At 57.4% G+C, this 15973-nt stretch carries 14 protein-coding genes and 1 pseudogene; 4 read left to right on the plus strand and 11 right to left on the minus strand.

From position 1 onward, the window contains the following. Positions 1 to 192: 192 nt before the first annotated feature. The gene (locus APH36_RS28580; protein WP_023383579.1) at positions 193 to 1089 is read right to left on the minus strand and encodes a hypothetical protein; all 897 of its coding nucleotides are present in this window, start codon (positions 1087 to 1089) and stop codon (positions 193 to 195) included. 361 nt (positions 1090 to 1450) lie between these two features. Here APH36_RS28580 and APH36_RS28585 point away from each other — a divergent pair, with 361 nt between their 5' ends. Beyond that, positions 1451 to 2743, plus strand: coding sequence for a DUF5623 domain-containing protein (locus tag APH36_RS28585; protein ID WP_023383578.1), 1293 nt, complete (start codon positions 1451 to 1453; stop codon positions 2741 to 2743). Between the two features lie 65 nt (positions 2744 to 2808). On the opposite strand, the gene APH36_RS28590 is transcribed toward APH36_RS28585, so the two are convergent. The 10 genes from APH36_RS28590 to APH36_RS28635 form a co-directional block, all read right to left on the minus strand. After that, positions 2809 to 3174: a hypothetical protein gene (locus APH36_RS28590; RefSeq protein ID WP_023383577.1), complete on the minus strand. Its 366-nt coding sequence runs from the start codon at positions 3172 to 3174 to the stop codon at positions 2809 to 2811. A 62-nt stretch (positions 3175 to 3236) separates the two neighbouring features. After that, positions 3237 to 3683 (minus strand): hypothetical protein, encoded by a 447-nt coding sequence (locus APH36_RS28595; RefSeq protein ID WP_023383576.1) that lies wholly within the window; start codon positions 3681 to 3683, stop codon positions 3237 to 3239. A gap of 120 nt (positions 3684 to 3803) precedes the next feature. Next, positions 3804 to 4409: a hypothetical protein gene (locus APH36_RS28600; RefSeq protein WP_054893892.1), complete on the minus strand. Its 606-nt coding sequence runs from the start codon at positions 4407 to 4409 to the stop codon at positions 3804 to 3806. After that, the gene (locus tag APH36_RS28605; RefSeq protein WP_023383574.1) at positions 4402 to 5067 is read right to left on the minus strand and encodes a hypothetical protein; all 666 of its coding nucleotides are present in this window, start codon (positions 5065 to 5067) and stop codon (positions 4402 to 4404) included. The genes APH36_RS28600 and APH36_RS28605 overlap by 8 nt, the downstream gene beginning before the upstream one ends. Then, a complete protein-coding gene (locus APH36_RS28610) occupies positions 5060 to 5728 on the minus strand; it encodes a hypothetical protein (RefSeq protein WP_023383573.1) in 669 nt (222 codons plus the stop codon). The genes APH36_RS28605 and APH36_RS28610 overlap by 8 nt, the downstream gene beginning before the upstream one ends. 46 nt (positions 5729 to 5774) lie before the next feature. Beyond that, entirely contained in the window at positions 5775 to 6260 is a 486-nt protein-coding gene (locus APH36_RS28615) for a DUF2726 domain-containing protein (protein WP_023383572.1), read from the minus strand. Between the two features lie 355 nt (positions 6261 to 6615). Continuing rightward, positions 6616 to 7017, minus strand: a complete 402-nt coding sequence (locus tag APH36_RS28620) for a hypothetical protein (protein ID WP_023383571.1) — start codon at positions 7015 to 7017, stop codon at positions 6616 to 6618. 33 nt (positions 7018 to 7050) lie between these two features. Next, positions 7051 to 8922, minus strand: a complete 1872-nt coding sequence (locus APH36_RS28625; RefSeq protein ID WP_023383570.1) for a UvrD-helicase domain-containing protein — start codon at positions 8920 to 8922, stop codon at positions 7051 to 7053. A 30-nt stretch (positions 8923 to 8952) separates the two neighbouring features. Continuing rightward, positions 8953 to 9240 carry a hypothetical protein gene (locus APH36_RS28630; protein WP_023383569.1) on the minus strand — a complete coding sequence of 96 codons (288 nt, stop codon included), beginning with the start codon at positions 9238 to 9240 and terminating at the stop codon, positions 8953 to 8955. A 1803-nt stretch (positions 9241 to 11043) separates the two neighbouring features. After that, on the minus strand, positions 11044 to 11571 hold the full coding sequence (locus tag APH36_RS28635) for a hypothetical protein (protein WP_023383568.1): 528 nt from the start codon (positions 11569 to 11571) through the stop codon (positions 11044 to 11046). A gap of 223 nt (positions 11572 to 11794) precedes the next feature. Between APH36_RS28635 and APH36_RS28640 the strand changes: the two genes are divergently transcribed. The 3 genes and pseudogenes from APH36_RS28640 (at position 11795) to ltrA (ending at position 15959) form a co-directional block, all read left to right on the plus strand. Next, positions 11795 to 12832, plus strand: a complete 1038-nt coding sequence (locus APH36_RS28640; protein ID WP_023383567.1) for a ParM/StbA family protein — start codon at positions 11795 to 11797, stop codon at positions 12830 to 12832. A gap of 704 nt (positions 12833 to 13536) precedes the next feature. Continuing rightward, entirely contained in the window at positions 13537 to 14061 is a 525-nt protein-coding gene (locus APH36_RS28650) for an RDD family protein (protein ID WP_023383565.1), read from the plus strand. 475 nt (positions 14062 to 14536) lie between these two features. Next, positions 14537 to 15959 (plus strand): annotated as a pseudogene (gene ltrA / locus APH36_RS28655) (group II intron reverse transcriptase/maturase). Positions 15960 to 15973 lie beyond the last annotated feature (14 nt).

Below are 15973 nucleotides of genomic sequence, written 5' to 3' on the forward strand. Positions count from 1 at the left end.
CCATCGCTAGTGTTTGTTGCGGAACCGCCATTTCCAACCTGTAAACACTGGGCTGGCGCCATTCGAAATGTGCCATCGTTAGTTTCTGGTGATCCGCGTGGCACATTTGGTCGAGTCGCCAAAGTGCCACCTGCACGCTAGGAGTACATTTGTACTCCTAGCGCCAGCAGCTGATCTCAGGCACCAGATCACTCAAAGGAACACCGTTGGAGCATGTTCCTTGGCCTTCCCCCTTCTCTGCCGCGGGGAGCCCTTTCTCTGTTCGGTCTTGCGCCCGTTCCCAGGACTGTTCAGGTTCACCCCGTAGAGCTCACACAAGCTTGCGAGCTGCTCAGCCGGTATCAAGCGGTGCGTGTTGCTCAGTCGCAGCAAAATGGCCTTGGGAGTGCGCCTGTGAGCCGTAGCCAGAACGTCGATCGCCGAGCCGTCACGGTAGCTCGCAACGAGCCGCTGATCTTCCTCGTCTGTCCATTTGCTGCCTTGGGCGGTCGACTCAGCGCCAGTACTGCTAGGCGCAGGTGCCTGTTGCTGTTGCTGTTGCTGCACCTGCTCAGTTGCCCGGGCTGGCGCCGACGGCGTCAGCGCAGGTACCGCAGGAAGCTCCGAATCAAGGACCGTTGAAAGCATGGCCAACCACCTGGTGCGATCAGTGTCGCGAGAGTGGTGGAAACCAACGCTGCCGATCACCACCATCGGGTTCACATTCAACGCTGCTGCGATCTGCCAGGCGTGGTAGTTGTCCAGGAGGTCCTTGCCGGTACGCCAGCGGGAGAACTGGGTCTGGCTGACACCGAGAAACTCGGCAGCCGAGACGTCTCCGTGGAACCCTTTGACCACCTTCAGCTGGTCAAGCCAGTTAGCAGCGGTCTTGACCAACTTCACATGCGGACTATTCGTCTGGTTCGAGAACGGCGTCGACCGCTTGGCTCGCTGGGATAACGAGGCGGCGCCGGCGGCGGCGGCCAGGCGCAGGTGTGCGGTGAGCGGTACGCGCTCATCGCCGCACTCGATGCCGGCTTCATCCAAGCCCGCAGACAGATTGATCAGGATCGCGATGGATCGATTCGTCATCTCATCTTGTTTGGCCATGCCCCCTCCCCTGGATCCGCTGAGGATCGCTACATGAGGCCCTGGGATACCGAGGGCCGCCTTCAGACCTACATCATAATGGCAAATCTAATTCACCACACGTACCTATACGTCGCGTGAGGTGATTTCTTTTATAGGTGATTGCCGGCCTGTAGTGCGTGGTCCGTCTGTGTGTTTGGTCTAGTCACACACACAGAACGCAGCTTACAATCTCCCATGGCGCCCAGCAGACGCCAGCTACCCGTCATCGCGAAGCTGCACGAGCAGCACTGCCAGCTACTCAAGATTCGGACCATAACTTTGGCCCTGATGCATAGCGGTGGACGGGTGACGCAGCAACAAGTAGGGCCGGAGAGATATCGTGGCAACCGAACACACTCGACCTACCACCGTTGCGCGTATCAAGCGCGTAGCTAAATTAATCAAGCAAGAGAAGAGCATTCCTCATCATGCTGCCCTTGATGAAGCGGCGCAGAGTGCTGGCTTTCAGAACCTCCGGCATGCCCAGTCAGTTTTAGGGACCGCAAAGAAACTCCACCAGACTTTTGTATCCTTCTACTGGAAAGATCACGGCCAGAGCCCAGATCCCTTCAAACGTGGTCCTGAACTTCGATCGGGGCGGACCACCCTGTCATTCCTGCTGCCGCTCCCCCTGACAGAAATTCTCCCAGGAAGATCTCTTGAAAGGACAGCCTACCTATCCGGTTTTCGGCTGGAGGCCCCTGATCATCTGGAGCTCAGGGGTGATGCTTATAGCGAGCACGACGGCCTGAGGAAGGCGCAACGGGCCGCACTCGCTCTGAATTTCATGGCTGTGACAGGTTTCCGAGCCCCATTTGTAAACGAGACCTATGGCACAAGCCTGAATCTCTCAAAAAAGGCGGATCACAAGTCTACCTGGTACGACGATGAGTCGAAGTGCATTGTCATTCTGGATGAGCCATATCGGCATTTGTTCCGAGAAGAGATCGACTGGGCTAAAGAGCACGGGTTTCATACAGTTGGGATTCGATGGCGAGGGGTCTATTCGGCCGGCGAAACCCCACGCCTCCACTCGGTATCAGCCGCTCTAATCACGCGTTCGGCCAAGAAGCTCCATGCCCTCGAAGCCCGGTTACAAGCTGAGGAGTGGACATACGACTCTCACGCATACAACAGCCAATTCATCAGCCCGGCTAGAGCGCTCAGTGGAAAAAGGAGGCGTGCGAGGATAATGCCACCCCCTCAAGGGGTTGAGCGAGACGGCGCTGTGCCTTGTGGCCCCGGTGAGCCGGGATTTCGCTCGCGATGGCGGCCGGCTCGCCGCATGGACTTGGATAAGCACTTACAAGTCGGCCCTATTTTGGAGAATTTCCCGTTCTCAATGATTTTTAGCCCTACGTCACCGCTTATTGATGTCCGCATAACCCTTAACAAATGGTTCGAGGAAGAGTACGAAGATGCAGAGCTTCCCGACAAGCAGATGCGCCAGGACTACTACTCACCGGCCCCTACCCCCATCAGAGGAGCAGCTGACGTCCTGGCAGGGCTAGGAGTGGTCAGGCAGATGGTTTCAGATGGGTATCAAGACTGCAAGCCAAAGAAGGACCTCCTAGACCGCCTAGATAGATGCGAAGAGTGGGTTCGCCGGTTCGCTGCACGTAGAAACCCGTAACCCTCCCCCGCAGCCTCAAACAACAAAGCCCGCCATGATGGCGGGCCTTGCGAGTAGTGCGGAGGTCAGCGAGCTGGGTTGAAGATGAGCACACCTATCCCAAGCATGAGGAAAGGAAAGCCGATCGCCCCCATCGTCGCAGCCGCATCCAGAGCGTAGTACAGCTCAAACGCTGCCCCAGCGACCAAGACCCCCAGCATGAGCACGATGAAACCGGCGATCCCCCTTTGGGACAGGACCACACCGGCCGCCGATAGAATCATCACAGCGGTCTTCTCTGGTGACATGTTCAGAGCGATGTTCACCAGCTGCTGATCGATCACCATGGGACCGATGCAGAAAATCCCGACGGCCAAACACATTGCGCCCAGGACCCGATAAACCGAGCTTCGGTCAACACCGTCCACTGCGTCCAACTCATGCTTTTGCATCACCTACCCCCTTCTGTTCTGTGTTTTTGGCTGCCTCAAACAGCCCGCCCCCAGTCGATCCGTTAGTCGGTCAGGTAAACCCGCTTCCTCGCCTGCTCTTCACGCATCCCGATGTAAGCCATCAAGGTGTAGAACAACACCAGACCTCCTGGCGCAAGGTACATGACAGCCTTGGCCCCGAGGATGCCCAAGGCATCCAGCTGAGCTCGGATCTGCTCAACCTGGTCGCCTGCAGGTACCGGTTCGATTCCCTGAGTCAGTCCAGTTCCCATGATCAGAAACAGGGCCAAACCGAACAGCCCCATGAGCTTCCACATACGTCGGGCAGGTTTGGACATCACCAGCATGGTGATGCACAACATCAGGCTAAGGATGTAGTACCTGGCTGTATTTTCAGTGAACCCTAAGTGTTCAACCCCGGCATCGAACAGGCCGACGATACCAATCATTGCCCCCGCGAGCGCAACCCCTGCAAACCAACCAAAAACGATCCCGAACAGCGATTTCATATCTCGATTCCTTATGGCTGGTGCTCAGCGCATCCAGTTAACTATTAGAGCTCCACCCCTTGTTCGGTGGAGCCTTAGATTCGGAGGTGGTCGGCACCGGCCACCCCGAGACTTCACCGACTACTCGGCGTAAGCGTCCAACTGCTTCTTCAGTTCGGTGCGCTGCGCATCGAGCATTTGGTTGAGCTGATCCGCTTTGAACACATCGAACGGAGCCCGGACAAACGCCAGCACCTCGATCGCCGCCAATGTCTTGCCTTCGACTTTGCTCGACTGCTCAGAGGCCGCGGCGTCGGGAAGGCCCAGCATCTTGGTGCAGGCGCTGCTCGTGTAGTCGTAGCAGCCCACCTTCGCCTCACCTGCCAGAACAGCGCTGCGGAAAGAGACGCTCGGGAAGATAGTGGTACCACTCACAATCCCAGCCATGATCAGTACCAGGCCGAAGGCACTGCCCATAAATGCGCGAAAGGCGCCGATGACGAACGCGAAGACGCTGACACCGGACAAAAAGAACGAGAGGGTTGGAGGAGTTACCAACCACGAGGCATGTTTCAGGTCCTCGGGGCTCACAGGAGCCTTGAAGTTCAGAACGGCTGCGCTGATCACGGCAAACACGACGAACAGCACCGGCACGGCCAGTAGCAGGCTTGCGATGATCAGAGGCCCCTTGGCGGCCGTCCCTGGCGCAGGGTCGACGTATTCACTGGAGGATTCCTGGTTACTCATAATGCTCACCTGCTGGGTTAGTGACTAGGGATGTAGGGGGCGTGTTTTCCTGGCTGTGCAAGCCCTTGCGGATCTCTTCTTTCAGCTCCTGGCGCTGGGCATCGAGCATTCGGTTGAGCTGGTCCGCTTTGTACACATCGAAAGGTGCTCGCAGGAAAGCCATCACCTCGATCGGCGCCGATGTCTTGCGTTCAACTTTGCTCGACTGATCGGATGTCGCGCTGCTGGGGAGGCCAAGCATCTTGGTGCAGGCAAGGCTCGTGTAGTCGTAACAGCCGACCTTCGCCTCGCTTGCCAGCACGGCGCTGCGGAACGAGACGCTGGGGAAGATGGTGGGCATAGCAAGCACACCAATCATGATGAGGAACAGTCCCAAAGAGCTGCCTCTGAAGGTTTGCAGGGCGCCACCCATGATGCACATGAAGCTGAAAAATGCGCAGATGAACGACAGCGATGGCGGAACCACCAACCAGGAAGCGAGGTGCAGGTCCTCGGCGCTCACGGGAGCCTTGAAGTTCAGGACGGCGGTGCTGATTGCCGCAAACACGACGTACCCCACCACCGCAGCCATGAAGACGCTCGCGAAGATCAGTGATCCCTCGCCTGCCGTCCCCGGCGTGTGATCGAAGTAGTCATTGGAAGAATCGTGGTCACTCATGATGCTCACCTGTTGAGCTCGTCGCTTCGGATGTGGGGAGGGTGTCGGGCTGAGTTTTCAGGCCCTTGCGCATCTCACCTTTCACTTCCAGGCGCTGTGTATCGAGCATCTGGTTGAGTTCATCCGCTTTGAACACATCGAACGGAGCTCGAACGAAGGCCATCGCTTGGACAGGGATGAATTGGTGGACACTCGGCTGGGCCGGCTGATCTAGGTTGGCTGCGCGACTGGGTAACCCCAGCATCTCGGTACAGGCGAGCAAGCTGTAATCGTAACAGCCGATTTTCGCTTCCCCAGCCAGAACAGCACTGCGCAGTGAGACACTCGGTTCAGTGGAAACGGCGCCGATAAAGCTGATCATGAGCACACCGAAGCTCAGGGTCATCGGGCTAATCAACTGAAGCACGAGTGCGAAGCCTATGATCAACAATGCGCCGGAGATAAAGGGGAGCAAGTAGGGGGCGTGCACCAGCCAGGATGCATGCTGTAGATCCTCAGCACTGACCGGTACTTTGAAAGTCAAGACGCCGATGCTGATTGCCGCAGCAATGACATACAGCCCTAGCAACGCGAGGAACAGCCCCCGGAAAGTCAGCTTTCCTTCGCCGGCCGAAGCTTCTGCGCGAGCGAAGTATTCGCTGGATGAATCGAAGTCACTCATGGTGATCACCTTCTGAGTTCTAATTGTGGATGAGAGGTCCTGAGCTCTACAGCTTCAGGTCCTTGCGAATGTCTCTGGCCGACGGCATCCCGCGGTACCGATGCACGGTGACCCCGACGGCCTTCATCAGCTCGTCGCGACGCCGGTCCTTTGCCTTGGCCTTGCCGCTGTTGTGCGTGGAGTCGTCGACCTCGACCAGCGCTACCGGCTTGAGCTGCTTGTCGCAGAGCAGGAAGTCGCAGCGGTTGTGGGCGACCATATGCCGTGCGTGGTTCTTGTCGGTCATGGCGGTGGCTTTCACCTTGATGAAGGCGCCGAAGACCACCTGGGGCGCGATGACCAGGTCGTCGCGTACCGCCTCCTTGAGCCGCCAGAAGAAGTCCTGCTCGCGCTCGGTGAGCAGGGGGATGCACTGGTAATGCTTGGTCGAGTAGCCTTTGCGGCGCTTCAGCATCGCAATGGCGAAATACGCAAAGGCGCAGATCACCAGCGCGGGAACAAGCACTCCATCCATGCTGTTGAGAATTGACATACCTACTCCTAAATAGATTCTTTACGCGTACCAATACGCACACTGGCTAAAAAATGGCGTGTAGTCCGCCTGTGATGTTGGTCAAGTAAATGTGATTTCGCTTCCAGCTCGGGAGGAGCACGCGCCTCCGCCGATCAACAAACCTGCCCTGGGTATTGCTCGTTGGGCGTGGAACCGTTAGGGTGAGTCATCCTCCCTTAGCGACACGCTCGTGTCGTGCAACACCTCTCTCCAAACCTCCCGTAGCCAAAGCAAGTCACCGTCCTGCAATCATGCGCGCCGACTTGACCAATCACACAAACGAACCATTCGAAGCCTGCCCCGCCTGGCACGATCATGAGCGCCAGCAACGCCGCTAGACGTGATCCTCCGAGAGATGCCCGGTGACCGCCGGCAGCTGATGCGAGGGTTGGACACCCACCACCCGCTTGCCCCGTCGAGAACCCCGGCCTTTCCCCTCGCCCGCGGCTTCCGTCTCTTTCACCGCCCGAGCGGCCATGCCTTCATTGACCATGTCCAGGATTTCCTGGGACATCCGCTGCTGCACAATTCGAGAGTTCCCCATGCGGTAGTTCGCATCGGTACGCTCGGTATCCGCAGCCTTCGCCCATTCCCTCAGGGTGTCCCGGGCCTCACCGATGCTCCCCTTGATCTTGACGAAAATCTCGAACATCAGCGGGTCAATGGAAACGGATGATTTCTTGGATTTTCCGCCCGCTTCCCGGCGGTAGAAGATCCGGATGAAATCGTCAGCCATGTTCGCCCCCTGCAACGATCAGTAGGTAGTGCATCAGGCCACTTCCAGGTGCAGGTCACTGACCAGGCGCCCGGTGATATCTGGGCAACCGATGAACAGGCCACCATGCAGGCGACCCTGGCGCACCATCGACGCAACGGTATCGGCCGCCTGGGATACGGAGACACCCACTACGCCCGCGATCGCCGCCGCAGTCAGGGCCGCATGACGCAGGATGGCCAGCTCGATGCGCGACTCAACCTGATCGCCCTCGAACAGCAGGGCAGCATCGGCGCCGACCAGCTCAGCCACTTTGGAAAGCGCCCCCACGCCGGTGATCGCAGCAAAGGTCTCGGCCTCTTGTTCAGGGCTAACAACCAGCGATAGGCCCCCCACTTGTTCGGTGTGCTTCGCGACAGGTTCCACCGCTTCACCCACCACCCCAGCGGTCTCGCAGTAACGCAAAACTGCCTGGATCTGCTCATTCACCTCAATGGATTCCATCGCACGGGTCAGCGCCACGTACAGCAGGTGGAGCTCTTGGCGCAGCTCTGGGGTATCCAGCACCAGCGGCAGGCCGGCATCGGTGATCAGGTTGAGGAAGTCGCTCAGCAGAACCACCTGCGGAAACTCCAAACCTTTCGAGCGGTGGGCAGTACAAAGAATGACGGTCGCGTCGTTGATGTCGCTGACGCAAGCATCCTTGATGCGCTGTACCAGGCTCGGGATTTGATCGCCATACTGCTTGGCAACACTGATGAGGGCGTGGATCTCTTTGTCATCGGTGTCGTTGGCATAAGCCTCCAGATCTTGGAGAGAGCGGAACGCACTGAGCAAAGGATCGCGCAGACGGACACCCGTGTTGGCGCGCAGGTGGTGCACTTCAACGAGCTTGTCGAACGGGTACTCGTTGACGCCACCCACGAAGTGAAGACGCTGGCCTTCCAGCAGCTGGACAGCACTGGCGAACAGCTTCGCATTGGTGCGCCCGATGATCGCGTAAGGCTTGGTGCGGTCGACGGCAAAACGGGTAGTCAGCTCATGGCGTGAACTGCGCACTGGATCCTGCTCGCCGGCGAACTCACGCAAGAGCATGGTGGCCAGCTCGGCGATGCCGGCGCCATAACGGTGGCTCTCGCTCAGCGATACGACCTGGTCGAACTGCGACGGTTCGAAGGTGTTGTAGGCACCACGGAAACCGAAGATTGCCTGGAAGTCGTCACCGGCCAAGCGCAGCGGGCAGTTCTGCCGCAGGATCACCGCAGCAAAGACAGGATTGGTGTCCTGGTACTCGTCCAGAAGGATCTGGTCGTAACGGTGGCTCAGGTCAGGGTCACCCAGGCTCCACAGTTTCAGGTAGCCGTCGTGCGGCATTCGCAGATGAGTGGTTTCCAGGAACTCAGCACGCTCGGCTTGGCTATCGCCGCACCCGCGAGACCATTGGCGCAAGCGCTGCAGGTCTTCCCAAACAACCTTCGCCCACTCCGCTGTTTTCTCACGGTCATCGCCAACGATCTGTGCCGGCACATGCGCTGCCAGGATCTCCCGGTCTGCAGAGACCATGTAGTTGTGCAGAGTGACGTAGAGGTGGCGAGCGAACGCCATTGGGATGCCGTACTGCTTGGCCAGGTGGGATGGGTGGAGATCATCCTGCTTGCCAACCTTCTTGAACTGGCCACCGACTTCCCAAGCAAGCCCATGACTGGTCTTGGTGGTCACGTTGTCAGGGAAGCGAGCAGCTGCGTCCTCCTTGTTGGCCTTTCCAAAGGTCACATACAGCAGGCGCTGGGTTGGGAACTGCAGGGCGTGCTTGATGAGCAGCGAGGTCTTACCAGCACCCGCCTTGGCGCGGATCAGCAAGCGCTTGGCGGTACTGCCCAGGGCAACAGCCTGGTCTTTGTTTGGGGTGAAAGCTTTCGCGGCCATTGCCGGCCTCCTTGAGGTGCGAGTGGTGAATCAATCGTCGTCTTTGCGGAACATGTTGAGGCTGTCATTGAAGATGCAGTGAGGGTCTTCCTGATCCATCAGCCGTTCCTTCTTGCTGAACTTCACGTTTGGGTCAGCAAACAGGTTGAAGAACAGGACCATCGGAATGCTGGCTGCGATCACCAGGAGTAACGAGCCGGCGAAGGCCCAGCCACCAAAGGCCTGTCGAACGTATGCAGCAAACAGACAAGCTGCAGCAGCCAGAGCGATCGACCCGGCCCCCTTCCCAACCTGCTTCATCACAAAGGACTTGTTCATCTCGGTGGCTCCTTGGCACAACCATTTATGGCTCCACAATACCTATAGATTTGTATGGATGCAAGGCAAATTATAGTTACGTGTTACGAATACAGGCACAACCATTTATGACTCTGTAGCGAGAAAAGCGTTGGCCGCCAGCACAACCATTTATGCCCTAGGAGAGACAAAAGCGGAAAGCCGCAGCACAACCATTTATGCTTAAGCGCAGCCATAAAAGCCGGCCCCGTCGGCGCCGATACGCCGCCCAGCAACCAAAAGGGAGGCGCTCGCTGGCAGAGATACCCCGGGCCGCAATCGCCTAGGGGCATGCACGCATGCAATGAGCTGAGAATCATGGAGGCAATGAAGTGCTTCCCACCCACGAGACACCGAACAGAGAAAAGCGGCTCCAAGCACCCTGAGCTGAGACGAATCCGACCAAGCACCACCACTCGGCACCAGGTGCTGACTACTGCCAGCCAATCGTCAATACCCGCCTGCCCGGTCACAAGCGGCACCAGGAGAGCAGCAGGGTCGGCCTCGCCAGGCAGGTCACATACCACCCACCGCCAGCCAAGCATCACACGCTGCGAGCCGGATCGAGCACCGCCAGCACAGATCCAGCTTCACCCACCACCGGCCGCCGGGCATCGCACTCTGCCGGCCACGCCAGGATCGCAAACCGCAGCAACAGGTCTCACACCGCCCACCACCGACCGCGACCGATCATCGGAGGCCAGCTGCAGGACCAGCATCGAGCCCCTGCACAGCCAGCCTCTCTCCTCCCCCCGTCGCATCCTTCTCAGCCCGTCGCTCTCCTCCCCCGTCAGATCCTTCTTGGGGTCGCCACCGACTGCCGGTGGCCTGTTTCGCTTGACGCAACCCGCAGGGACTGACGGTTGAGCGCCGGCCGAGGTGCGTAGCGAAAGGCACAAATGGTTATGCTGTCGGCAGGAGAAAAAGCGCCAAACCTGCGGCAGCAGAACAAGCGCCAGCACAATGAAATGCCAATGCGGCAGCGCAACAACGAAACCCCAAACTAGCGATGGCACAATTCAACATCTAGAACTGGTGCGAGAACAATAGGATCCCACCACTCATGCTCTCACGCACAGCAGACGACGTAGAAGTCGCAGTGAAATAATGGAGATGAAGAAGAGAAGAGAGAAAAGAGAATCCACAGAAGAAGAATGAACCCAATACGTCATCAGCAGAAGGGAGCCGGCGGGTGCAGAGGCACAAGCGGCACAGAAAGAACTGGCAGATCCACAACGGCCAGCCCCACGACAGGCACCCAAACCAAACTTGCAAAACGAGGGGTGGCACAACGAGCAGCGGAAAAAGAGAATCCGACACAAGTGCCGGCGCCAGAATGAGGCCGATGGTGCAACCGGAATAAGAGAAAATGAATGAAGAGAATTAAATTAGATTAAGGGAGCGGGCGCGAGGCAGTTCGGTTCAAACACCGCCAGGCCCAGATAAAAGTCAGCTCACCACCGAATGCAAAAGCAATTCTCAGCGGCCGGATCACACTACGCTCAGCAAGAGCCCGGATAACACTTCGCCAAATCACCGGTAGGCTTCTTGTCCGCTTTACCGAAGCCGCAGGATCCCACTGCGCATAACACCGGTCAGCTTCTAGTTAGCTTCGCCAAAGCCGCAGAGTCACACATCGCGTAACACCGGTTCGCTTCTAGTCCGCTTTGCCCATAGCCCGGTTCATACTTGGCCTGTCACCGAATAGTTTCTGGTCGCCCTCAGCCACGAAAAAAAAGCCCTGCCGACGTTGATCGACAAGGCCTTCGCGAAACTGATTAGCGATTACTCATCCACGTCGATCTCTCCTTCGAACTTCGTTTCCACCTGGTCCAGCATGCTGCCCACCAGAGACTCAAGAGATGCCAGATCATCTTCTCTGGCCTTGAGCGTCAGCTTTACGCCATGGCTCATATTTCGTACCCGCTCGTGCATTTCGGCTCTGAGGTCAAAGAGTTTGGAAACCCTTTCGCACAGGCTCAGAACAAGCTTGTGATTGGGCTCGAATTCTCGGGCTCGCTTCACTCTCTTCGTGAGGCCTTTGTGGCTCACGTTCGTGGACATCCATTTCCCCTTGCCGGCCTTGAGCTTTCGATAGACCCGCACGAATGGTCGCGATTGGCCCCGGTGCTGGTTGAAGTCGATCCCTATGCGCCCCGTCTGGAACGGCTGCATGACGTAGAGCAATTCACCCATGCGGACCAGGAGCTGATCGATGCGAATCAGGTAGTCGACAGCGGTGTCGACCGACTCCTTGCCTTTGCGCCGAAGCTCTTCGAAATCGTCGATGGAGGGGGGGTTGTGTATAGCCATTGTTTAAGCGTTCGCCGGGGGGTTGTGTATAGCCGCGCCGAGGGGGCGCGTTCCGGCGAATTTTCTTTGTCACCATCCAGTATTGTCAATACGTGTTATGTATCTTAGACTCACATCAATGCATACAGCACAGTAGCTACATCGCACTGCACTGTAGGCACTGCACACTGCACAGTGCGCATCGTTAACCCTTCTAAGTCACTGGTTTATATAGGTTTTTTTCATGAAAGGTCGCGTAGCAATCGGTTTGGATGCGGGTCGTAGTGCCATTAAAGTCGTCGCTTACCACGACGGCAAACGAACGGATATCATGTACCCCACTCTGGCGGTTCCAGCTGTCGAACTCACCGACCCGACGACTGCGGCTCGCGCCCAGGCCGAGACCGAAATTGTCGATGGCAAGGCATACTTCACTGGCGATACCGCTCGCCTCCAGGGCAACCTCACCTCCTCTATCGGGTTGAACGACAACTGGACGGATACCGCTGAATATCTGGCGCTTATTCAGTCGGCTTTCACCAGGTTACGTGCTAAGGGAGTTCAAGGTATTGAGGAGGCATTTGTAATTATCGGTACCCCGTCTAAGTTGTTCGGCTCTCGTAAGGACAGTCTGGTCGAGCGCACTCGGAAAGCACTCCCTAAAACTGTCGAGTTGAAAGCACTTCCTCAGCCAATGGGCGCTTACTGCGACTACATCCTTGATCAGTCGGGCATGCCCATTGAAAATCTGATCAATGGTGCTAACGGAAGGCCTAAATCCTATGGCGTCATCGAGGGTGGGCATTACTCGACTGACTTTCTTTTGATGAGGGAAGGTCAATATATTGAACGGGGCGCTGACTCCTGCGCAGGAATGAGTGCTGCTGCAGAGCAGTTGCGCCGCATCCTAGGCAAGCGCGAGATTCAAGCAAGCCTGGTGGAGTGTGAGGAATCGTTCAGCACCAAATGTCTTTTCCAGTACGGTCAGGAGGTAAACATTCAAGAGCAAGTGACCGAAGCTCAACAGCATGTGGTTCAGGAGGTTATCTCTAAAGGTAACTCGTTGTTTTCCGATGATGCTCGTTCCCTCAATGGGATTTTAGTTGCGGGTGGAAGCGCCGAGGCGATCTATGCTCGCGCCAAAGATGTATGGCAACACAGCATTCTTGTAAAAAATCCTCGCTGGGCTGTTGCTGACGGTTTTGCTCGCTATGCCCTTGGACAAATCATCCGGAGCATCGTAAACGCGAATGCAAAAAGGGTGTCTGCTGTAAATGGCTAAGTTAATTCGTGTATATGACCCTAATGAAACTGAGCGCAAAATAAATCTGAATATCCCAGAAGACGTTTGCCCAGGTTTGCTGGAGTTCATGTCCGAACTGCCATACGGTAAAGACACGCCTCTTATCAGGGGAGTCTTTTATCAGTGGTTTTTGAGCCACAGTGAGGCCGGCACCCTAGACGAAGCTCTGAATAACGCTCTTGCTGGCCCGGGGGGAATGATTGCGACGGGCCGCCAATCCAAGCGTGAAAGTGCAGCTCCACCGAGCCGAAAGAAACGGGTACCACGGCAGCGAGAGATCACCGCAAAACCAGGGGCTGTAAAAGCTCCGGCAGTCGCGCCGCCCTCAGGGCCCCTAGCTCCCGCTGAACCGATGGAGCCGGCCCTGGTTGTCGAGGAGGTTCGCCCTCCCCTGCAACCTGAGCCGGTGGGCACCCAGAGTGGTGCTCCCTTGCACACAGGTGCTGTCGAGGCTCATGCACTGTCTGTCCCTGTCGCCACCCCACCTGACTACGGTATGGATGCTCGGGACTCGTTGATCGACCAACAGCCGCAGCTGCTCTCAAGCGCAGGTGCCCTTGATGAGGCCAGCCCATCGCATGACTCTCAAGATCCGACCACGGCCGAACCCACAAACTCGCAAATGGCAGCACTCGATGCGATGGGCAACATGTTCTAGTCCTCCACAAGCAATCAGGTGAACGATGAAAATTGGCTCCAAACTGCTGAACGTCGCTCAGCGCATAGCGGCAACCACGACAGATTTTGTTTTGGTATCGCTGGTACTGGGTGGATCGCTAGCACTACTGGCTTTAGTCATGGCTCATAATGCCCATGTCGATACGTCGGGCCCATTCGACGTTGCTACCCCCGGCCTGAGCTGGACTGAGGGGGCAGCACTCAGCCTGGCACCTTACTTCCTTGTTCTGTTGCCTTTGGTGTGGTTGATCTACGAAGCGACACTGACCAGGACTTGGCGTGGCACGACGGCCGGCAAGCTGTTGTTCCGTGTCAGGACGATCTCGCTCAACGGCAACCTATCCATCTGGCAGTGCATCTTGCGCACCACCTTGAAGATCATGTCCGTCTTGCTTCTGCTCAGCATCGGGCATCCGCTCGTGCTAGCCGTTGTGCTTGCAGCCTTCATCGCGGTTCCGGTTTTCACTGTGAAATCCCAGTTCATCTTCGACCTCATGGCGTCCACCACCGTGACTAAACGGGGCACGTGACCACCCGCACCAAATTACATGACCGGCCTCAGGGCCGGTTTTTTTTGGGTGCGCCAGGCATGGCGCGTTGCGCGCAAGCGCAACCAGCTTGGCTGTGGTGGCCACGCTGGTGACTTGGAGGTGAAAGTCCTCTACACACCCGGCAAGGGGAAGTGTTAGCCGAAGGCAAGGGTGTCGCGGGTGACTGCGAATCTGAAGGAAGCCCGAGGCAAAATGCTGGCCTGACGAACAGGAAGCGGATAGAGGCGGCGCAGCGGGGTAAGATGGCCCAAACCGTCAAAGCCCGATACTTGCACGGAACGCTGTGACGTAAATCCGACAGGCATAAGCAGGAAGGTCACGCGAATTACCCTGGGAGATCTGTAGGTTTGCCACTGTGCTACCGAGCGTCGAGAGGCGACGGGATGAACCTACAGAAGTCAGCCGAGGCCGTAGTAAGTGGCAAATAACCATGCCACCAAGGGCCGAACAGGTTATGCCGCCAGTAGGCGTCAGAGTCTCGTCGAATGTCGGAAAAGCAGAAATTTCTCCGCAAGAGAACTGTAACCCCAAGTCCGGGACAGAATCCTGGGCTTGCGGCTGTCAGTGCGCAGACATCGGCGGCGTCTGTGGCGTGGACGAACGCGGAGCCGGACACGCTGATGGAGCGGGTGCTTGCACCCGCCAACCTCAAGCGTGCGTATCAACGCGTAGTCAGCAACAAGGGTGCACCGGGTGCCGATGGCATGACGGTCGACCAATTGGCAGGCTACGTGAAACAGTATTGGCCGATCCTCAAGACTCGGTTGCTGGCTGGCGAATATCACCCGCAAGGTGTACGCGCCGTCGACATCCCCAAATCCAAAGGCGGAACACGGCAGCTGGGTATTCCCTGCGTCGTGGATCGCCTGATCCAGCAGGCTTTGCTGCAACAGCTCACGCCGATCTTCGACCCCTTGTTTTCGGACTACAGCTACGGCTTTCGTCCGGGCAGAAGCGCTCACCAAGCCATCGAAACCGCCCGCGGCCATGTGGTGGCGGGTCACCGTTGGTGCGTGGAACTCGATCTGGAGAAGTTCTTTGATCGGGTGAATCACGATGTCCTGATGGCCCATGTTGCGCGTCAGATCGAGGACAAACGCGTTCTTACGCTGATCCGTCGTTATCTTGAAGCGGGAACGATGTCAGGTGGACTCGTCAGCCGACGGCAGGAAGGGACGCCGCAAGGCGGCCCGCTCTCGCCGTTGCTGTCGAACATCCTGCTCAACGAACTCGATCGCGAACTGGAACGGCGGGGCCATCGCTTCGTGCGCTATGCCGACGATGCGAACATTTATGTGCGTAGTCATCGTGCAGGCGAACGGGTCATGGCCAGTGTTGAGCGTTTCCTGATCCAGCGCCTGAAACTGACACTGAATCGGGAAAAGAGCCGTGTGGCACGGCCTTGGGCCTGTGATTACTTGGGTTATGGGATGAGCTGGCATAAACAGCCGAAGCTGAGGGTAGCGAGCATAAGCCTGCACCGCCTGCGCGACCGACTCAGGGAACTCTTGCGTCGGATACGGGCCCGCTCAATGAGATTTATCGTTGAGCAAATGACTCCCGTGCTGCGTGGTTGGGCTGGCTACTTCAAGCTGAGTCAGAGCAAGCGGCCACTTGAGGAGCTTGATGGCTGGGTGCGTCACAAACTTCGTTGCGTCATATGGCGTCAATGGAAGCGGCCCTCTACGAGGGCGCGCAACCTGATGCGTTTGGGAATCGACGAGGCGCGGGCGTGGAAATCGGCGGTCAATGGCCGAGGCCCATGGTGGAACTCGGGAGCGTCACATATGAATCAGGCGCTACCGAAGAAGCTGTGGGATCGACTCGGGCTGGTCTCAATACTGGATACGATAAACCGGCTTAATCGCATAACCTGAACCGCCGTATACGG

Source organism: Pseudomonas sp. NBRC 111133 (genome assembly GCF_001320605.1).
Lineage (GTDB): Bacteria > Pseudomonadota > Gammaproteobacteria > Pseudomonadales > Pseudomonadaceae > Aquipseudomonas > Aquipseudomonas monteilii.

Excerpts from the sequence above, each read along its gene's own strand:
- APH36_RS28580 (WP_023383579.1), bottom strand. The coding sequence starts at position 1,089 with ATGGCCAAACAAGATGAGATGACGAATCGATCCATCGCGATCCTGATC.
- APH36_RS28590 (WP_023383577.1), bottom strand. The coding sequence starts at position 3,174 with ATGCAAAAGCATGAGTTGGACGCAGTGGACGGTGTTGACCGAAGCTCG.
- APH36_RS28595 (WP_023383576.1), bottom strand. The coding sequence starts at position 3,683 with ATGAAATCGCTGTTCGGGATCGTTTTTGGTTGGTTTGCAGGGGTTGCG.
- APH36_RS28600 (WP_054893892.1), bottom strand. The coding sequence starts at position 4,409 with ATGAGTAACCAGGAATCCTCCAGTGAATACGTCGACCCTGCGCCAGGG.
- APH36_RS28605 (WP_023383574.1), bottom strand. The coding sequence starts at position 5,067 with ATGAGTGACCACGATTCTTCCAATGACTACTTCGATCACACGCCGGGG.
- APH36_RS28610 (WP_023383573.1), bottom strand. The coding sequence starts at position 5,728 with ATGAGTGACTTCGATTCATCCAGCGAATACTTCGCTCGCGCAGAAGCT.
- APH36_RS28615 (WP_023383572.1), bottom strand. The coding sequence starts at position 6,260 with ATGTCAATTCTCAACAGCATGGATGGAGTGCTTGTTCCCGCGCTGGTG.
- APH36_RS28620 (WP_023383571.1), bottom strand. The coding sequence starts at position 7,017 with ATGGCTGACGATTTCATCCGGATCTTCTACCGCCGGGAAGCGGGCGGA.
- APH36_RS28625 (WP_023383570.1), bottom strand. The coding sequence starts at position 8,922 with ATGGCCGCGAAAGCTTTCACCCCAAACAAAGACCAGGCTGTTGCCCTG.
- APH36_RS28630 (WP_023383569.1), bottom strand. The coding sequence starts at position 9,240 with ATGAACAAGTCCTTTGTGATGAAGCAGGTTGGGAAGGGGGCCGGGTCG.
- APH36_RS28635 (WP_023383568.1), bottom strand. The coding sequence starts at position 11,571 with ATGGCTATACACAACCCCCCCTCCATCGACGATTTCGAAGAGCTTCGG.
- APH36_RS28640 (WP_023383567.1), top strand. The coding sequence starts at position 11,795 with ATGAAAGGTCGCGTAGCAATCGGTTTGGATGCGGGTCGTAGTGCCATT.
- APH36_RS28650 (WP_023383565.1), top strand. The coding sequence starts at position 13,537 with ATGAAAATTGGCTCCAAACTGCTGAACGTCGCTCAGCGCATAGCGGCA.